The organism is Devosia sp. 2618, assembly GCF_040546815.1.
Taxonomy (GTDB): domain Bacteria; phylum Pseudomonadota; class Alphaproteobacteria; order Rhizobiales; family Devosiaceae; genus Devosia.
Map to the genome: position 1 here is coordinate 1,627,490 of NZ_JBEPOO010000001.1, position 18,883 is coordinate 1,646,372.

The window sequence follows — 18,883 nt, forward strand, 5'->3', positions numbered from 1 at the left end:
GTTGGGTTGCAACCCGTCAAGCCGACAGGCTGCCACACAAGGCCGATGGGCAGGCTTACATGGTGAAGCAGTCGCCACCCGCAGCCTTAACGTTGTTGCACATTGTCGTGGCTTCCTGCAGCGAATTGGCCGGAACGCGGACGCGGTAGTAGATGCCGCGATCGCCAAGATCGACGCGCTGCACTTCCATGTTGGCGCCGCCAAACAGCGGACCGAAACGGGTGACCATGGCCTGAGCGCTGTTGCGCGCGTCGGCTTCGGTGCGCTGTGAGGCAAGCTGCACATAGGCCGGCGCATTGTTTGGCAATGCGGCGACTTCCGTTGGCTGCGTCACCGGGGTCGTGGCAACCGGGGTCTGCGCCGTGACAGGCGCTGGTTGTGGCACGATAGCCGTCACTGGCGATGCAGCAGCGGCGCTCTGAGCGAAGCGCGCTGGACGTAGCAGTGGAACAGGCGCGGTCTTGCCAGCAACAGCATTGCCGGCCAGATCGACGGCTGGAACGGTCGAGCCCGGTGTGACGGGGGTAACAGTCACGGCAGGTTCAACGACTGGCGCAGGCGTTGCGACGACTGGCTGGGCGCTGGCCTGAAGCTCGGGGCTTGCGGTCTGCGCACCGGCAACAGCCGGAACGTTTGGACGATCAACTGGCAGAATGGCGCTGCCAGCAAGGCTATCTTCGCCGCTGACGATCGTGCCATCGGGACGCACGGTAACGGTGCGAACCTTGCGGTTGGCCAAGCCTTCTTCGCTCACGCTGGTGGTGGGCGGAATCTGGCGGACCTCGTTGACGTCGGCCTGATCGCGGGACACCAGCTGCTCTTCGGCACCGGGCACCACACCATCAATTTCGTTGAAGACGACAGACTGCTGCGCCGTCGTGGCGTTTGGATCAACGACCGGCGTTTCCTTGACGGGACCCGCATCGGCGGTCAGTAGCGGCGCAGGGCCGCTTTCGCCACCAAGACCGAGCATGAAATAGAGGCCAAAGCCTGCGGCCAGCAGCAGCGTGATGGCGACCAATGGGCCAGCCAAAGCGCGCGACATGTGGAACGAGCGCTTCTCGCGAACACGACGTTCCTTGACGTGCGGAGCGGTCTGCTGGTCGGCGGCATCGACCCAGCCGATATCGGCGCCAGAGGCTTCCGCTGCGGCCAGAATGGCTTCGTCGGCGCTTGAAAGCTTGCGCTCGCTGCGCGGCAGAATCTTTTTCGGAGCGTTGGCTTCAGGCGCAAAGGTTGGCGTCGCCAGGCTGCGCAAAGCGGGGCTTGGCGCAGGCCGATCATCAATGGCGGGTTCATCGACCTGATCGAATTCGACGCGCATGGCGTTGCCGATCAGGCTTTCGATCTCGTCGATCGGATCAAGGCCAAGGCCATCATCTGGCTGTACCGGCGCAGGCGCGAACTTTGGCGCCTCGGCAATCGGCATGCGCTTTGGCTCAGGCGCAAGAAATGCTGGTTCGGTGCGCGCAGGTGCCGGTGGCACTGCAGCGACGGGCTCGGAGACCACCGGGCTGACCGTTTCCTGGGCTGGCGTGGACCGCGAGCCAAGGCCGAAGACAGGCGGGAACTTGAAGCGATCACTGGCCGACTTGGCCTTTGGCGCGGATGCGGCCACGGGCTCATCGTCAAGACTTGGTGCGGCAGCGGCAATGGTGGCGGCCGGAATGACGACATCATCAAAGGATGGACGCGGAGCCGGTGCAACAGGCGCTGCCGGCACTTCGGCGCGCGGTGTTGGTGTGGGCTCTGGCCGGGCCAGCGTTGGCTCAACGCGCTGCGGCTCAGGATCGGCCAATAGTTCAGCGGCGATCAGATCGGCAATGCTGTCGTGGTCGACGGAAACGATGGTTTCAGCCGAAACGGCGCGCGATGGCGCTGGAACGACGGGCGGCACAACCGGCGCATTGACTGGCGTGGACGGACCAGCAGGCTGCTCGGCGGCAACGCGCTTGGGTGTGTCGAGGTCAAAATCGAAGTGGAATGGATCAGACGGCGCGCTGGCCTGCGGCGCGGCAGGCTGTGGCGTCACCACTGGGCGCGCAGCGACAGGCGCAGGCGCAGGAGTCGGAACAGGAGCTGCCGGCGCAGCGGGCTGTGCCGGACGGTCGCTGGCAAGTGCGGTCAGCGATGGCGTGCCCTGCGGCGCGCCATCGGCATCAGTGCCACCCGGAATGCGGAGCGAGAACGCTGGCCGCGCGGGTTCCGAAGGACGCACGTCATTGGCGTCCTGCGCCATCAGTTTGGCGAGCTCGGCAATCAGGTCGTCGGCATCAGATTGTCCGGCCATCGGCTGCGGTTTCGCTGTCATCAAGCAGCGCCCTCTCGGTTACAACTACGGCGCCCAAGCATAGGCTAGAGTGCCGCGAGTCATCACAGTATTGCGCCCGAATTATGAAAGCTCTTCTGGGGCGGAAACGCCCAGAATTGCTAGTGCGTTGACGATTACCTGACGCACAGCATCGACTAGCGCGAGTCGTGCCAAAGTCAGCTTTGGATCTTCTACGTTAACAAACCGTAAGGACGGGTCATCCTTGCCCTTGGCCCAGAAGCCGTGCAGGGCCGCTGCAAGCTCGTGCGCATAGAAGGCAATGCGGTGTGGTTCATGGGCAATCGCCGCCGCCGTGACGGTGCGCGGCCATGCCGCAAGCACGCGCACAAGATCAAGCTCGGCGGGCGTGACAAGGCGTTCGAGCTCCGCGGTAGCGAGCGCAGCATGGGAGACATCGAGCGCCGGCAGATCGCGATTGGCGGTCTTGAAAATCGAATAGGCGCGAGCGTGAGCGTACTGAACGTAAAAGACCGGATTATCCTTGGTCTGTTCTTTGACCAGAGCGAAATCGAAATCCATCGACGCGTCGTTGCGCCGATACATCAGCATGAAACGGGTGGCGTCGGCACCGACTTCCTCGACCACATCGGCCAAAGTCACCAGATCGCCGGAGCGCTTGCTCATTTTGAACGGCTCGCCATTCTTGAGCAGGCGCACCAGCTGGCAGATGCGGACGTCCATGTCGGCAGCGTTGAGCGAGACGGCCTTGGTGGCCGCCTGCAGGCGCTTGACGTAGCCCGAGTGGTCGGCGCCGAGCACGTTGATCATGTGCTTGAAGCCGCGCAGGAACTTGTTGCGGTGGTAGGCGATATCGGCGGCAAAATAGGTGTAGGAGCCGTCGGACTTGACCAGCGGACGGTCGATGTCGTCGCCGAAATCGGTGGCGCGGAACAGGGTCTGCTCGCGGTCTTCCCATTCCTCGGGGGCCTTGCCCTTTGGTGGCTCAAGCCGGCCTTCATAGACCATGCCCTTTTCGCGCAGCCACTGCAGCGTCAGTTCGATGTCGCCGCCGGGGCCATGCAGCGTCCGCTCGGAGAAGAACACGTCGTGGTGGATGCCGAGCTGGGCCAGATCGGCCTTGATCAGCACCATCATGGCAGCGAGCGCCTTTTCGCGGGCGATGAGCGCGGCTTCATCCTCAGGCAGATCGAGCAGCGTGCGGCCGAACTCTTCGGCCAGTTCTTTACCAACGGGGATCAGATAATCGCCGGGATAGAAGCCGGATGGGATCTCGATGGTTTCGCCAAGGGCCTCGCGGTAGCGCAGCAGCGCAGACCGGCCGAGCGTGATGGTCTGGCCGCCGGTGTCGTTGATGTAATATTCGCGCGTCACTTCATAGCCCGAATAGGCCATGAGCGAAGCCAGCGTATCGCCGAACACGGCGCCACGAGTGTGGCCGACATGCATGGGGCCGGTTGGGTTGGCCGAGACGTATTCGATGTTAACGGCTTCGCCCTGCCCAAGGCTCGACCGACCATAATCAGCGCCCTGCTCGCCAACGGCGCGCAGCACCTGATGCCAGATGGGAGCATCGAGGCGGAAATTGATGAAGCCGGGACCGGCGACTTCGACAGAGGTCACGTCGGTATCGTGCTTGAAGTGCTCGACAAGCGCATTGGCGATTTCGCGCGGATTTTTGCCGAGGGGCTTGGCGACGATCATCGCGGCATTGGTCGACAGGTCGCCATGGGCGGCGTCGCGCGGGGGCTCAACCACGATGCGGGCGAGCAGATCGGCGCCGACTTCGGGGAACAGAACCTGCATTGCATTGGCAATGCGCGCGGAGAAAAGGGCGAAAACGTCCATGATAGACCTGACTATTGAAGTGGGCCGGGGTTAACGGAAATCCGGGCGAGCGTCAAACAGCCGGGCATATTCGTCGATGGCGTAGGGATCGGTCATGCCGGCGATAAAATCGGCAACGACGCGGGCGAGATGGCTTTCATCGGTGGCCGACAGGGCATATCCGCCCCAGCGGCCCGGCAGGTCGCGGGTTTTCATGTAGTGGGCGAAAAGGTCGCGGACGAGGGCCTCGCTGCGGCGGACGGGCACCATGACGGATTCGTGGCGATAAACCTCGGTGAAGAGGAAGGCCTTGAGGCCGCGTTCGGCTTCGGCGACGCGGTCCGAGAAGGTGACGAGCGTCTGGCCGGCATTTCGCACATCTTCGGCCGAGGTGACGCCCGAGGCGCCGATATTGGCGGAGGTGGTGGCGATGACGTCTTCGATGGTGCTGGTGATCAGCCGGCGCTGGACCTCGTGAGCCTGCCGGTTGGGCGCGACTTCGGGGTAGCGGGCGAGCACTTCGCTGACGATGGGGCCGGCGAGCGGCACATCGATGAGGTCTTCGAGCACGATCAGATCGGCGCGCAGGGCGTCGTCGATGTCGTGGGCATTGTAGGCGACGTCGTCGGCAATGGCGGCGATCTGGGCTTCGAGCGAGGCGTGGCTGGATATGCGCAGATCGGCGATGGCGGGAATGTCATCGAGACCGGCAGGCACGCCTTCGAGGGCGTATTTGCCGTAGGGCGTGCCGTCCTGATTGGTTAGCGGCCCATTATGCTTGAGGATGCCTTCAAGGGTCTCCCAGGTGAGATTGAGGCCATCATGCTCGGCGTAGCGGTTTTCGAGGCGGGTGACGACGCGCATGGCCTGGATGTTGTGGTCGAACCCACCATAGGGCTCCATGACGGCGTGCAGCGCGCGTTCGCCGGCATGGCCGAACGGGGTGTGGCCGAGATCATGCGACAGGGCGACGGCCTCGGCGAGGTCTTCGTCGAGCCGTAGGGCGCGCGCCATCGAGCGGGCCATCTGGCTGACTTCGAGTGTGTGGGTCAGCCGATTGCGGAAGTGATTGCCATCGTGCTGCAGGAAGACCTGAGTCTTGTGCTGGAGGCGCCGGAAGGCAGTGGAATGGATGATGCGGTCGCGGTCGCGCTGGTATTCGGAGCGCGTTGGACTGGGTCCGGTGCCGTAGAGGCGGCCGAGGGAAAGTTCGGGTTTGGAGGCGTATGGCGCAGTATCGCTCATTGGTGATGGTTGCCCATTGAATTGGCCCTTTTCATTCGCGCCAAGAGTTACTATTTTAGCCTGACCGTTATGACATTACGGCTTGGAATAAAAATGACTGCAACCGCCCTAGCCTCCCCCAAAGTCGTGTTGACCGATCGCGCTGCCAAGCGCGTGTCGCGCATTCTCTCGAAAGAGCCCGAAGGCACAGTGCTGCGCATCTCGGTCGCGGGCGGCGGGTGTTCCGGATTCCAGTATGAATACAATCTCGTACAGGAAAAGGCGGGCAACGACGACATCGTTCTGAGCAAGGGCGATGCCGTGGTGTTGATCGACTCGATGAGTCTCGAATTCATGGGTGGCGCGGAAATCGACTATGTCGACGACCTGATCGGCCAGTCGTTCCAGATCAAGAACCCCAATGCCGTCGCATCCTGCGGTTGCGGCACGAGCTTTGCGGTGTGATCTGACCGACATCAATGACGTTTAATCCCCGCGCGAGCGGGGATTTTTGTTTGTGGGCAGTGATGTTCCGCTGGGCGATAGTGGATGCCTGCACGGAGGATTCGGATGGCTTTGGAAGCAGCACTCGATCAGGTGGTCGCCAAGGCGATTGCCGATGAGCGTATCGTCGGCGCGGTGCTGATCGTCCGCAAGGATGGCCAGCTACTCTACGAGAAAGCGCATGGTCTGGCGGATCGCGAGGCCGGTCGGGCAATGGCGACGGATGCGATTTTCCGGCTGTCGTCGCTGACCAAGCCCGTGGTTGCGGCGACAATTCTGGCGCTGGTCGACGGCGGAAAGATGGGAGTCAGTGATCTGGCGACGGCCTATCTGCCGGACTTCAGGCCGCGACTGGCGGACGGTTCGACGCCTGATATTTCCATTCATCAGCTGCTGACGCACACGTCGGGGCTGGGTTCCCTCGACATTCTGACGGCGGCCGAGACTGCTGCTGGCGTCAACAAATGGCATCTAGGGACCGATGAAATCCTGCGGCGACTGGCTGATCTGCCGCTGCTGTTCACGCCGGGAACCGCCTGGAGCTATGGCGCGTCGATCGATGTTCTGGCGGTGATCGCTGGGCAGTTGGTTGGCGGTACGTCGGAAGATGCGATCCGAAAATACGTAACCGATCCGCTACGGATGAGCGATACACGGTTTGGGGTGACGGACCGGACGCGGCTGGCGGCAGCTTATGCGGATGCGCCGACAGGCGCCGAGCTGATGGGCGATCTGCATAGCGTGCCCAACAATTGGGGTGGCCTCACCACCTATGATCCCGGCCGGATATTTGACGCACTGGCGTTTCAGGCGGGCGGCGGCGGCATGGCGGGCAGCGGTGGTGACTTCATGACTTTGCTCGAAACGCTGCGCACGGGAGGCGGAGCGATTCTGAAGCCTGAGACGGCGCGGCTGGGGATGCAGGATCAGACGCCGCAACTGGAGTTTGCGCAGCAGCCGGGCTGGAAGTTCAGCTATTTTGGCGCCTGGGTGGATGATCCGGCGCTGGGCGGCACGCCCGCGCCGCGCGGGACCAATCGCTGGGGCGGCATTTATGGGCACAACTGGTTTATCGACCCGGTGAACGAGCTTACCGTGGTGTCGATGAGCAATACCGGGCTTGAAGGGTCGGACGGAGCCTATGTGGCAGAGGTGCGTAACGCGATTTATGCGGCGCTGGGCTAGTTGCCCCCTGCCCGGCTGAACGGTAGTTTCGCGGCAACGGAGAATCCGCATGCGTATCGCGACCTGGAATATCAACGGCATCAAAGCCCGGCTCGAAATCCTGCTGACCTGGTTGGCGCAGGAAAAGCCGGATATCGTGGTGCTGCAGGAGATCAAATCGGTCGACGAAGGCTTTCCGCGCGCCGAGATCGAAGCGCTTGGCTACAATGTGGAAACGCATGGGCAAAAGAGCTGGAATGGCGTGGCGATCCTGTCGCTGTTGCCGTTTGACGAGGTGTCACGCGGGCTGCCGGGCGACGATAGCGACGAGCAAGCGCGGCTGATCGAGGGCGTGTTTTCGGTGGAGTCCGGTGCGATCCGGGTTTGCGGGATTTATCTGCCGAACGGTAACCCGGTTGATACGGAAAAATTCCCCTACAAGCTGGGCTGGATGCGGCGGCTTGAGGCCTATGTCGAGGAACGACTGGCGCTTGAGGAGCCGTTCGTTTTGCTGGGCGATTTCAACCTGATCCCCGCGCCAATTGATGCGCACGATCCGCAGGCGTGGTGGGGCGATGCGCTCTATCGTCCGGAAAGCCTCGAACGCTGGCGGACGCTGTGCAATCTGGGGCTGACCGATGCGCTGCGCGCAACGACGTCAGAGGCGGCTTATACGTTCTGGGATTTCCAGGCGGGCGCGTGGCGCCGCAATGCCGGTATCCGCATCGACCACCTGATGCTGTCGCCACAGGCGGCGGATCGGCTGGAAGACGTGGTGGTGCACAAGGATGTGCGCGGCTGGGACAAGCCGAGTGACCATGTGCCGGTCGAGGGGCGATTTACGTTCTAATTGGTAAGTGGTTGTTCAACCGCTGAACCCCTCACCCGACCCGTTGGGTCGACCTCTCCCCTCAGGGGAGAGGTGAAGGGGGTGGCACGATCTTGCCACGCCCTCGTGGTTCGAGGGTCGCTGCGCTCCCACCTCACCATGAGGGCTACTCTTGATGCACAGCGTCATTCCCGCGAAGGCGGGAATCTCACTTTGGACAGGCGCTAGAAAAGGTAGATTCTCGCCTTCGCGGGAATGACGTCGTGTTTAGGGGTGCGCCTGGAAGCAAGGGCCCTCAAGGACGGGTGCGCGCTGGCGCTACCTGCTAGAACCCAGCGAACTGCGGCGCGATGCTTTGGGCAAGAGCCAGGGCCTCGGCCTGCTGGGCCGGGGTAGCGTTGGCGTTGGCGTGCTGGAGCATGTCGTCGACCCAGGCGGCGTCGCTGGTACCGGCGCAGCGCAGGTGGGAGACGGTGAGCCACATCAGGCCTTCGACCGGCTGGGCTTCGATGCCAGCGAGGCCGTTGAACAGCAGATTGCCGAGCTGAGCCTGCGCCGGGCAATTGCCCTTGCGGGCGGCCAGCGAGAACCAACGGGCGCTTTGCAGCGGGTTCACGCCCATTTCGGCGTCATTCATGTAAAGCAGGCCGACGCGGTACTGAGCGTCGGCATCGCCGAAATAGGTTGCGGCGTGCAACAGCAGGGCATGCGACCGATTGGCATCGGCGACGATGCCAGCGCCGGGCAGACCCTTTTTGTAGTAGTCGCCAACCTTGACGAAGGACTGGGCGACAATGTCGGCCTCAACGCCCTTGGGGGCTGCGTCGGCATGCTGATTGGCGATCTGGGAAAAATAGCCGAATGCCTTGGCCGGGTCGCGATCAACGCCCTCGCCATTCTCGTACATGGTGCCGAGCTGCCACATGGCCATAGGCTGGCCGGCATCGGCCGCGTCTTCGAGCGCCGACAGCAGATCATCGCCCGAAACGCCGCCACCGGCGCCATCGAGCATGTTGGCCATGTTCAGCGCGGCGTCGGCCGCGGTCTGGGCGTGCACAGGCAGAATTGTCGCGAAAGCGAGCACTGCTGCCGTTGTCACGGAAATCAGGGAATAGCCCCTAATGGTCCGCATATTTCTCCTTTTGCCCGCAGTCACGCGGGCTAAAACTACTGGTCGGTCGCAACTGTCGAGGCCATCAGCCGTCGCCAAAGCGCCCGTGAAATGTTTCCGGGTCGAGGACCGATGTGACGCCATCGGAAATGTTTCAGTTAAGAATTCAGTAATCTTTGTTTGCGGCAGGATTTGAGCCAAGCCCATCACAACATCGCTTTTGCTGCGTGCGTTCTGATGCAGAGAAAATACGGCCATTGCTCGCTTCGCCTTGGTCACGTCTACGTCCACTCTTTCCCGACGTAAGGCCCTGCGACTCTTGACAGAGTCGCGTGCCACGCCATGGCCTGGGCATCGAGGGGAACAAAAACATGCAGGCACAGCAAGACTGTCGCCTGCACAAGTCACCCGCCCCCAGATGCCTGTGCCATTCTCGTTTAGGGTGAGATTGTGGCGACAAACATCGCCAAAAGGTTGCCAGGGCCGCAGGGCAAAGTGATTCAACCGCGTTGTTGCTGATTCAGCACAGAAATGGGCGGTTTGGGAGAATTCCGTCCTATAGCCAGCGGCGGCCGCGCATCCACCAGACAAGGGTCAGCGACAGCACGAACAAAGCCACGCAAACCACCCAGAAGGCATGCGGATTGTCCGAGAAGGGAATGCCGGCGACGTTCATGCCAAGGGCACCGGTGAGCAGCGTCAGCGGCATGAAGACGACCGTCACGGCCGCCAGCACCAGCATGGTGCGGTTCATCTGTTCGGCGCGGGCATCGATGATCTGTTCATGCACCAGCACGGCGCGTTCCGACAGCGCCTGTAACTCATCGCCGAGGCGCGCCGAACGGGCCGAGGCTTCGCGCAGGCGCAGGCGGTCGCGGGCGGTGAAGTGGCTGAGGTCTTCGATTTCGAGCGTGTTGAGCACGTCGCGCTGCGGCCAGACCAGGCGGCGGAAGCTGATCAGTGTGCGGCGCAGATGGCTGAGTTTGCCCTGGGCCTTGGAGGTGTTCTGGATGATCAGCGATTCCTCGATCTCGTCGAGGCGGTCACCCAGGCGCTCGACCAGCGGCTCAAGACGGTCGGCGGCGCGCAAGCCAAGGCGCGACACCAGATCGGCGGGCGAGACCGGCGCGTGATGGGAGGCCTCCCATTTGGTGAGGCCGAGGAAATCCAAAATATTGAGCTCGGATGCGATGATGACGCGGCCTTTTTCGATCCACAGCGTCAGCAACTGGCGGCCCAGGTCCTCGGGCTCGGCGCCGGGACGCGCGACGCGCATGACCACCATGGCTCGGTCTTCGATGACCGTGCAGCGCGAGCGGCTGCTGGGGACCGTGAGCAGATCGGCATTGAAGGGGCCGAGCTCTTCCTTGAGCCAGACCTTGAATTCGGGCGCTTTGGAATTGCCGCAGACCAGCTTGAAGCCGCGGAGCGGGATCTTGACCTCAGCGGCGGTGGGCTCATGGCGGATAACGCCGCCCTTGCCGTCAAATACCAGCACTGCGCCAACGCCGATCATGCCGTTCTGTACGGCACGATCAGGCGGTTCGTGCGGGATATCGTCCATGATGGGTCTCGATGGTGAAAGGCGTTGGCGAAGATGCACTGCACGCTCAGTCGTCACCCTCCCCCTTGAGGGGAGGGATCAAGGGAGGGGGTATGGTTCCGCGCAGACAGTGTGCGGAACCATACCCCCTCCCGGTTCGATCACGGACTTAGCTGAAGCTAAGTCCTATCTCACTCGCCCTCCCCTCAAGGGGGAGGGTGAGGCCGGTGGTTGTTGCAGTTTAGGCTAGTTCAAACGCTTGAGCGCTTCGGCGATATGGTGGCGGCGTTCGATGGCGGCTTCACGACGGGCTTTTTGCTCGTCGATCACTTCTTCGGGCGCCTTGGCGACGAACTGCTCGTTGCCGAGCTTCTTGTCGATCTGGCTCACTTCGGCGTCGAGCTTGGCGACTTCCTTTTCGAGGCGCACCTTTTCGACAGCGATATCGATGACGCCGGCAAGAGGCAGAGCCCAGGTCGCTTCGCCGACGACGAACTGCGCGGATTCGCCTGGAACGGTCGATTGCGGCGAGATTTCCTCAAGGCGCGCCAGGCGGGTGATCAGCGAGGTGCCGGCGACGAGGCGGCGCAGGGTGGTTTCCCCTGCCCCAACCACGACGATCGGCAGCTTGGCGCCAGCGGGCACGTTCATTTCGCTGCGAACCGAGCGGACATTGGTGATGACGTCGATCAGCCAATTGAGTTCAGCATCGGCTTCGGCATCTTCAAGGCCCGACAGGTCTGGCCATTCGGTGAGGATCAGCATGTTCTCGCGCGGGGCGCCGAACTTGCCGGTCTCGGCCCAGAGCTCTTCGGTGACGAAGGGCATGAAGGGGTGGAGGATGGTCAGGATCTGGTCCAGCGCCCAAGCAGCAGTGGCACGGGTTTCGGCCTTGGCGACCTCGTCCTCGCCCATGAAGACGGGTTTGGCGAATTCGACATACCAGTCGCAGAAGGTGCCCCAGACGAAGTCATAGGCGGCGTTGGCGGCTTCGTTGAACTTGTAGTCGACGATGCCCTGCGTGATGGCGGCAGCACCGCGTGCAGTGGCTCCGACGATCCAGCGATTGAGCGGAAGCTTGTTGGTCTTGGGATCGTAGCCCTCGACGCGGCGGCACTCGTTCATCTCGAGGAAGCGCGCGGCGTTCCAGATCTTGGTGACGAAGTTGCGATAGCCTTCGACGCGCTGGATCGAGAGCTTGAGATCGCGTCCCTGCGCCGCCATGGCGGTGAGCGTGAAACGGGTGGCGTCGGCGCCATACTGGTCGATCAGGGCCAGCGGGTCGATGACGTTGCCCTTGGTCTTGCTCATCTTCTGGCCCTTTTCGTCGCGGACCAGGGCGTGCATGTAGACGGTGTGGAAGGGTTCTTCCTCAAGAAATTCGAGGCCCATCATCATCATGCGGGCAACCCAGAAGAAGATGATGTCAAAGCCAGTGACGAGAACGCTGGTTGGATAATAGCGCGCCAGTTCGGGTGTCTTGTCGGGCCAGCCGAGCGTCGAGAACGGCCACAGCGCCGACGAGAACCAGGTGTCGAGCACGTCTTCGTCGCGCTTGAGCTGGGTCGGCTTCATGTAGTGAGCATCGGCCTGACGCTGCGCCTCGGCTTCGTCATAGGCGACGAAGGCGTGATTGTCCGGGCCATACCATGCCGGGATCTGGTGACCCCACCACAGCTGGCGCGAAATACACCATGGCTTGATGTTTTCGAGCCAGGCGAAATAGGTGTTTTCATACTGCTGCGGCACAAATTTGGTGCGGCCTTCGCGGACGGCGGCCATGGCCGGCTGGGCCAGAACGTCGGCCTTGACCCACCACTGGTCGGTCAGGAACGGCTCGATGACCACGAGTTTGGACTTCTCGTCATGGGGCACCATGATCTTCTTGTCCTCGATGTGATCGAGGCCACGCAGCGGGTTCTCTTCGGCAAGCGCGGTCAGATCGGCAACGATGGCCTTGCGCGCGGCGAAGCGCTCCAGACCGCGATAGGCGGCCGGAATGAACTCGTCGGAAATGATGTGGCCGCGCGTCGTGAAGACGTTGATCTGCTCGAGATCGTTGCGAACGCCTACTTCAAAGTCGTTGAAATCGTGCGCAGGCGTGATCTTGACCGCGCCGGTGCCGAGCGCTGGATCGGCGTATTCATCGGCAACGATTGGAATGCGGCGACCGACCAGCGGCAGGTCGACGAACTTGCCGACCAGCGAGGCATAGCGCTCGTCTTCAGGATGCACGGCAATGCCGCTATCGCCGAGCATGGTCTCGGGGCGCGTGGTGGCCACGACGATGTAGTCGCGGGTTTCGTGGCCTGTGACCTCGCCGTCTTCGTCCTTGATCGGGAACTGATAGGTTACGCCATCGGCCAGCGGATAACGCAGGTGCCACATGTGGCCCTTGATCTCGATGTTCTCGACTTCAAGGTCCGAGATGGCGGTTTCGAGGCCGGGGTGCCAGTTGACCAGTCGCTTGGCGCGATAGATCAGGCCGCGATTGTGCAGCTCGACAAACACCTTGGTCACGGCGCGAACCATCTGGTCGTCTGGCGCGCCATTCTGGCCCATGGTGAAGCGTTCACGCGAAAAATCAGCAGACGCGCCGAGGCGCTTGAGCTGGTTCATGATTGCGCCGCCGCTCTCGCCCTTCCATTCCCAGACGCGTTCCAGGAATTTTTCGCGGCCCATCTCACGGCGACCGGGCTGCTGGCGTTCTATCAGCTGACGCTCGACGATCATCTGGGTGGCGATGCCCGCATGGTCCATGCCCGGCTGCCAGAGCACGTCCTTTTTGAGCATGCGGTTGAACCGGATCAGGATGTCCTGAATCGTGTTGTTCAGCGCATGGCCGATATGGAGCGAACCGGTGACGTTTGGCGGCGGAATGACGATGGTGAAGGTCTCGGCACCGGGCGCGGCCCCTGCCCCGGCGGCAAAGGCATTGGCCTTGAGCCAATCGGCATAGACCCGGGTCTCGACGGCGCCGGGCTCATAGGACTTCTCAAGCATTGATCACTCGCAACAGCAGCGACCCGCCAAGGGGACATTCTCGGATGAGAAGGACCCGGCGAGCCGGACAAACAGGTTTGGCAGACTTCAAGCAAATGCGGGGTGCGGGGTCAACTGGAAGTGCGCATGGCTGATGACCGCGTGGTGGGGGTGCGGGGTTCATAAAGGGGAATGGGCGACGCGGAAGAAAGAATACCCCCACCTAACCTCCCCCTGAAAAGGGGGAGGGACAGATCGAGGTTTGGGCGCGATCTGGGATGTAGCGAAAAGCTTGAGTTGGACTCGATAGATCGCGCACACGCGATGGGATTCCTCCCCCTATCAGGGGGCGGTTAGGTGGGGGTACTGCGATGGTGCAGTCGTTCGCCTATTCGCCGCGCGAAACGCGGGAAATTTCTTTTTCGACCATGCGCTCGACGACGGATGGCAGGTTTTCGTCCAGCCATTCCTTGAGCATGGGGCGCAGCATGTCGCGCATCAGCGACTCGATGGTGGCGCCGGTATTGCCGAGGCCCATGCCATTGAGGCGAGTAATCGAGCTGCGGACGGCAGCCTGGGTGGCTGGCTCAAGCAACTGATCGGCCATGTCGCTGGACAGGGTTGGATCGGGCAGCGGCGCGGTGGGCTGCGGGCGCGGCGCGTTGAACGACGGCGCTGGCTGGCGAGCAACCAGTGGCGGCGGATCAAATGCCGGCAGTTCTTCTTCCGAAGAATCAAAAGCAATGTCTTCGGGATCGATCAGCTCGGGTTCGGCAAAAGCCACCGGCTCATCATCTTCATCTTCGGCGGCATCGGCGAGGATCGAGTCAAAGCTCAAACCGCCAACACTGTCCCCGCCCCGATCGATGATCTGCGTCGGCGACAGAGCCAGAGGCTCAACATCGTCGAGCATGTCGCTCAGATCGCGGTCGATTGGATTGCTCAAAGCACGCGAGGGCGCGGCCTGCATCGGCGGAGGCGCGGCCTGAATGTTGGGCCGACGCGGTACACCCGCTGCGTCATCATCCGCAATGATCTGCCGGATGGACGACAGAATTTCGTCCATGGAGGGTTCTTTGGGGGCCGGCTTGTTCATTGGTGCCTCTTACTCGTGCGCCCGAACCAGTACGCAGTCTCCGCAATATGACTGATCTGATTCGTCAACATCACCTTAACGGCAGAGGTTGCGTTTAGGAATCACTGAGGCGAGGAGTCACACGGTCTTCCACTAAAAGTTGTGGCCGGGCATAGGCCCGGCCACAAAACATGGACGAAACTGCGTTTCGCCTAGTCGGCGACGTTGCGCAATTCGAGCCAGACGTCATCGACAACCTGGTTGTAGCGCACGGCCGACTTGACCTCGACGGGCAGGCCAAGGTTTGGCGCCGTCAAACGGCCCATGGCCGCGAGCAGCGAGAACGTCGCGACGACCTTGTTGGTCTGGGCGTTGATCAGTGTTTCGCGAGCCGTAGTGAGATCGGCCTGCGAGTTGAGCACATCGAGCGTGGTGCGCGACCCGAGATCGCGTTCCTGGATGACGCCATCGAGCACGGTGCGGCTGGCCGAAACGGCCGAGTTTGCCGCAGAAATCTGGGCGTCGGCGCTCTGGATGCCGGCCCAAGCCGAAATCACGGCTTCACGGACCTGATCGTAGGACGACATGGCCGTCACTTCAGACTTGATCTGCTCGATATTGGCCTTACGCACGCTGGCGCCAATCGCGCCACCGGCATATATCGGCACCGAAATCTGGAAGCCGAGGCTGCCGCGAACAACGTCTTGGCCCGGTAGGGTCGACAGACCAGTCCCCAGCGACCCCGTTACGGTAGCGGTCGGACCGAACGCGGCCTGGGCTGCGTCGCTGCCGGCCTGAGCGGCGCGGATGGCGGCCTTCGACAGCAGAATGGCGGGATGGCCGGCCTCGGCCTCGGACAAAGCGGCCTGCAGCGTGCTTGGAATCAGGCGCGCATAATTGTGCGACGCATTGAGATTGCTCGGGGCTGCGCCAACATAACGCTGGAAAGTGGCCTGGCTGATTTCAAGGCTGCTCAGCGAGGCACGGTAAGCCGCGTCGCCCTGCGCGAGACGCGCTTCGGACTGTGCGACATCGATCCGAGTGCCTTCGCCAACATCGAGGCGGTCACGCGACGACTGTAACTGCGCCTGGAAGAAGGTCTGGTTATCCTGGCGGAGTGAAACCAGCTGGCGATCGGATAGCACCGACATATAGGCCTGCACCACAGCAAGCAGAACGTTCTGCTCGGTGTTGCGGATCTGGTATTCAGCAGCTTCGGCGGCGGCGCGGGCCGCCTCGACCTGTGCGTCAGTCTTGTAGTTGTCGAAAATGGTCTGGCTGTACTGCAGGCCGGCATTGATCGAAGTGCTATCGGAGTAAGTCCCGCCAACACCCTGGAAACTGTAAGTACCACCAACAGCCGCGCCGAGCGTGGGGCGCGTTCCGGCCTTTGCCAGCGCGACGTTTTCGGCCGATGCCTTGGCTTCAAGCAGCGCTGCCTGCAAGTCTGGCGCGTGATTATAAGCCGCCGTCAGTGCCTGTGTGATTGACTGGGCGTTAGCGCCGCCGACCGATGACGCCGCCAGCGCCATAGCCAATACGCTGGCGACCAACTTTACGCGAAAACTCATTGCCCGCCTCCAAAATACCCCAAAATCATATGCGCGGCACATGGGGCACACAACAGGCCGCGGTCATTCATTGCGTCTATTAACGCGCTATTAATCCGGTTCGTGCCCGCCGGGCAACACAAGGTTGGCCGCATCAGAACACAAATTCTTCTTTTGCCGGGGGCGCAAACAACGGGGGCAAGTAGGCATTGAACTCGCTCCTCGACGTTACTTTATGGCCGGCATTGACGTAAACATGGGCGGTTGCGACCGCGCCAGCCCGTATCAGCGCGACGAGACGCCCACCCGGGGCCAGATGGGCCAGGAAATTGTGCGGCACCGTATCGAGCGCCCCCTGGACTATGACGACATCGAACTGCACCGCGCCGAGCGCGGTGACATCGCCGACGATGACGCTGGCATTGGTGATGTCGAGATCGGACAGATTTGTAGTGGCGGTGGCGGCCAGCGTGGCGTTTTGCTCAAGCCCGATAACGGCTTGGGCAATGCCGGCGATCACGGCCGTCGAATAGCCAGTGCCGGCGCCGATATCGAGGACCGTGTCGGTTTCGGCGATTTCCGCAAGCTGCAGCATTTTGCCGAGCGTAGCGGGCGCACCCATGAATCGACCGGCGCCAAGCCATTGAACATCGTCGATATAAGCGGTGTCACGGCAACGGGAGATGACGAAATTTTCGCGCGGCATGCGGCGCATCGGCGCCAGAACCCGCGGATTGGTGACGCCGCTGGTGCGGAGCTGGCCATCGATCATCGCGGCGCGCATGAGATTAAAATCAACCATAGAAAATGCGCAGCCTTCAGCGACCATATGCCGGACGTGAATATAACCCGCCATCGACGATGGCAAGACTGCGCATCGCACAGAGATACATTTGCGGTGCATGAACGCTATGCGATGGGATGAAAATGCTGAAGACGTTGTCGTCGACGCTGATTTGCAATCAAAAACTAACTTATTGATATAAATGGCTATCTCGCCTCAGGTGCCATTCGTGTGCCTCCACACCTCCGGTGTGGCCCGAGTCGACGGGCCGAGAAGGAGCATCTGCCGCCGTCGCATCGGATCACGAAGGAATGACGCCAGGAAGGTTCCGGCAACCATAAGAGCGAAGGTTCAAGGCCCGCGATAGCAGGTTCAGGCAAGAGAAGGCCTGCCTTCGAGTGGAGCCTCCCCATCTTGTTGGACAACGGAACAGGCCACGAAGCAGTTCACGAATTGGGGCGCTGATAAACAAAGTCCGTGGCACATGTGTGCTGCGGAACGCCTGAGGCAGGCAAAACCTCTCCCCGCAGTCAGATGGATGCGGCTGTATCGGCTAACTAGATAGATCACAGTCGCGCAGGTGCGACATATCTAGAGATACCATACCCCGTATCCGTAAGACCGAAGCAGTGCGGCTCGCAGGGGAAACACCCACCCATCCAAGGCCGTCCACCAGAGCGGTGTTGTCATCGATCTGCCCGCTCGCACTTTGGCCTTGAGAGCGTCCTATGTGTTATTGAGGAAGGGCCCCGGCATGGCGGTGCCAGGCCAAACTACGGTTTGAGATGGAATGTCTCTGTCAGGTCGCCCGGTGCGTCGAAGGCGAGATACGGTATGCCAAACGCGCCGTACACGTCTGGGAGAAAAGCTGACTTCTTCAAGTTGGGACTTGGCAATTCATGCGTCACCATGACCGCGCCCGTTGTCTTCGCTTTCGCTTGAACGATGGATATGCACCTTCTAGGGCATGTGCAATCGCTGGCTGAGTCTAACGCTTGCCAGAAATGACGGTTGCGATTTCCGCAAAGGCCGCCTCAGTTGGCGCACCCTCAACTTACCAAACAGCATCTTTTCGGGTCATTGCGCAGTCACTCAGATCATCGTCACCAAGTGTCAGGTCGCCGCTAACTTTGCAAATTTAGCCCGCATCGACTTCGCAAACGTGATCCATCCATGGTCGTGACGACTAACCTGCGCCAAGTAGCGTGGGGCCGCCGTTTAAGCTAGCATCGATTTGGATGCATTCCGTGGCGGCATTTGATGGGTGCGCAGCGAGGCACCACTAAGTTGCCTCGCTGGCCTATCAACCGGCAGCGGGTCCGGTTATCCAGATCATCACGCAATCTTTGCTGGCGGAAGCCAGTTATCCACGTCGTTGAGTTGATTGCCGGATTCAACGATTTTCCAGAAGCTGTGGTCGGCCCAACGAATGATCGTGTTCTCTAGCGAGCGGGTCACCAGTTCGCCTTCAGCCGAGTGGCCGCCTGCGATATGGGCGACCGTCTCGGGCAATTCCAACGTCAGACAAATATAGACGCCATATCCTGGGTGACGGATGGACGGCAGGCCTGCGGCGGATGGGTCGGCTCGCCAACGGTCGACGTTCTCGGGATCGAACTCCCAGACCTTGCCGATGTCGTGGCAGAGACCGCCGGCGAGTAGAACGTCACGATCATAGGCAAAACCCGGAAAGAGCATATCCAGCTCCTCAGCCATGCCAAGAGCGAGGCGCGCGACTGACCGGATGTGATCCGCCTGGGTGCCGGTACGCAGGGGCATGGAATCGTAGTTGCCCGAAGGCTTGAGTTCGCCGAGCTTGCGAAAGCCGCTGACGGCCAAAGCCGCTGCCCAGGCGTTGAGAACTTTTGTCCGCAGTTCGACATTCTCGATCCAACCGATTTCCGGCATTTCTTCGAGGACGGACTGACGCATGGGTTCGGTGATGGTAACCGTTTTTCCACGCAGACGGACGACGAGGTCTTCAGACATTCAGTTTAACT

At 61.5% G+C, this 18,883-nt stretch carries 14 protein-coding genes; 3 read left to right on the forward strand and 11 right to left on the reverse strand.

What is annotated here, in order from left to right:
* Positions 1 to 55 precede the first annotated feature (55 nt).
* The 3 genes from ABIE28_RS08110 to ABIE28_RS08120 all read right to left on the reverse strand — a co-directional run bounded on the left by ABIE28_RS08110 (position 56) and on the right by ABIE28_RS08120 (position 5,362).
* Positions 56 to 2,311, reverse strand: a complete 2,256-nt coding sequence (locus tag ABIE28_RS08110) for an SPOR domain-containing protein (RefSeq protein ID WP_354061786.1) — start codon at positions 2,309 to 2,311, stop codon at positions 56 to 58.
* A gap of 81 nt (positions 2,312 to 2,392) precedes the next feature.
* Positions 2,393 to 4,138 (reverse strand): arginine--tRNA ligase, encoded by a 1,746-nt coding sequence (gene argS, locus ABIE28_RS08115; RefSeq protein WP_354061788.1) that lies wholly within the window; start codon positions 4,136 to 4,138, stop codon positions 2,393 to 2,395.
* A 30-nt stretch (positions 4,139 to 4,168) separates the two neighbouring features.
* Positions 4,169 to 5,362 (reverse strand): deoxyguanosinetriphosphate triphosphohydrolase, encoded by a 1,194-nt coding sequence (locus ABIE28_RS08120; RefSeq protein WP_354061789.1) that lies wholly within the window; start codon positions 5,360 to 5,362, stop codon positions 4,169 to 4,171.
* A gap of 93 nt (positions 5,363 to 5,455) precedes the next feature.
* Here ABIE28_RS08120 and erpA point away from each other — a divergent pair, with 93 nt between their 5' ends.
* From erpA to xth, 3 genes are all read left to right on the forward strand, one after another.
* Positions 5,456 to 5,806, forward strand: coding sequence for an iron-sulfur cluster insertion protein ErpA (gene erpA / locus ABIE28_RS08125; RefSeq protein ID WP_354061791.1), 351 nt, complete (start codon positions 5,456 to 5,458; stop codon positions 5,804 to 5,806).
* A gap of 105 nt (positions 5,807 to 5,911) precedes the next feature.
* On the forward strand, positions 5,912 to 7,030 hold the full coding sequence (locus ABIE28_RS08130) for a serine hydrolase domain-containing protein (RefSeq protein ID WP_354061793.1): 1,119 nt from the start codon (positions 5,912 to 5,914) through the stop codon (positions 7,028 to 7,030).
* Between the two features lie 49 nt (positions 7,031 to 7,079).
* A complete protein-coding gene (xth, locus tag ABIE28_RS08135) occupies positions 7,080 to 7,859 on the forward strand; it encodes an exodeoxyribonuclease III (protein ID WP_354061795.1) in 780 nt (259 codons plus the stop codon).
* Between the two features lie 304 nt (positions 7,860 to 8,163).
* Here xth and ABIE28_RS08140 read toward each other — a convergent pair whose 3' ends face one another.
* The 8 genes from ABIE28_RS08140 to ABIE28_RS08170 form a co-directional block, all read right to left on the reverse strand.
* Complete coding sequence (locus ABIE28_RS08140) at positions 8,164 to 8,970, reverse strand: tetratricopeptide repeat protein (RefSeq protein ID WP_354061797.1); 807 nt, start codon at positions 8,968 to 8,970, stop codon at positions 8,164 to 8,166.
* Positions 8,971 to 9,505: 535 nt separating this feature from the next.
* Positions 9,506 to 10,513, reverse strand: coding sequence for a CorA family divalent cation transporter (locus tag ABIE28_RS08145; protein WP_354061799.1), 1,008 nt, complete (start codon positions 10,511 to 10,513; stop codon positions 9,506 to 9,508).
* 225 nt (positions 10,514 to 10,738) lie between these two features.
* Entirely contained in the window at positions 10,739 to 13,495 is a 2,757-nt protein-coding gene (locus ABIE28_RS08150; RefSeq protein WP_354061800.1) for a valine--tRNA ligase, read from the reverse strand.
* A 367-nt stretch (positions 13,496 to 13,862) separates the two neighbouring features.
* Complete coding sequence (locus ABIE28_RS08155) at positions 13,863 to 14,570, reverse strand: PopZ family protein (protein WP_354061801.1); 708 nt, start codon at positions 14,568 to 14,570, stop codon at positions 13,863 to 13,865.
* A 191-nt stretch (positions 14,571 to 14,761) separates the two neighbouring features.
* Complete coding sequence (locus ABIE28_RS08160) at positions 14,762 to 16,120, reverse strand: TolC family outer membrane protein (protein ID WP_354061803.1); 1,359 nt, start codon at positions 16,118 to 16,120, stop codon at positions 14,762 to 14,764.
* Between the two features lie 133 nt (positions 16,121 to 16,253).
* Positions 16,254 to 16,901, reverse strand: a complete 648-nt coding sequence (locus tag ABIE28_RS08165; protein WP_354061805.1) for a protein-L-isoaspartate O-methyltransferase family protein — start codon at positions 16,899 to 16,901, stop codon at positions 16,254 to 16,256.
* Positions 16,902 to 17,656: 755 nt separating this feature from the next.
* Positions 17,657 to 17,836 carry a DUF4411 family protein gene (locus ABIE28_RS21135; protein WP_502913429.1) on the reverse strand — a complete coding sequence of 60 codons (180 nt, stop codon included), beginning with the start codon at positions 17,834 to 17,836 and terminating at the stop codon, positions 17,657 to 17,659.
* Between the two features lie 382 nt (positions 17,837 to 18,218).
* Positions 18,219 to 18,872, reverse strand: coding sequence for an HD domain-containing protein (locus ABIE28_RS08170; protein WP_354061807.1), 654 nt, complete (start codon positions 18,870 to 18,872; stop codon positions 18,219 to 18,221).
* Between the last annotated feature and the right edge of the window lie 11 nt (positions 18,873 to 18,883).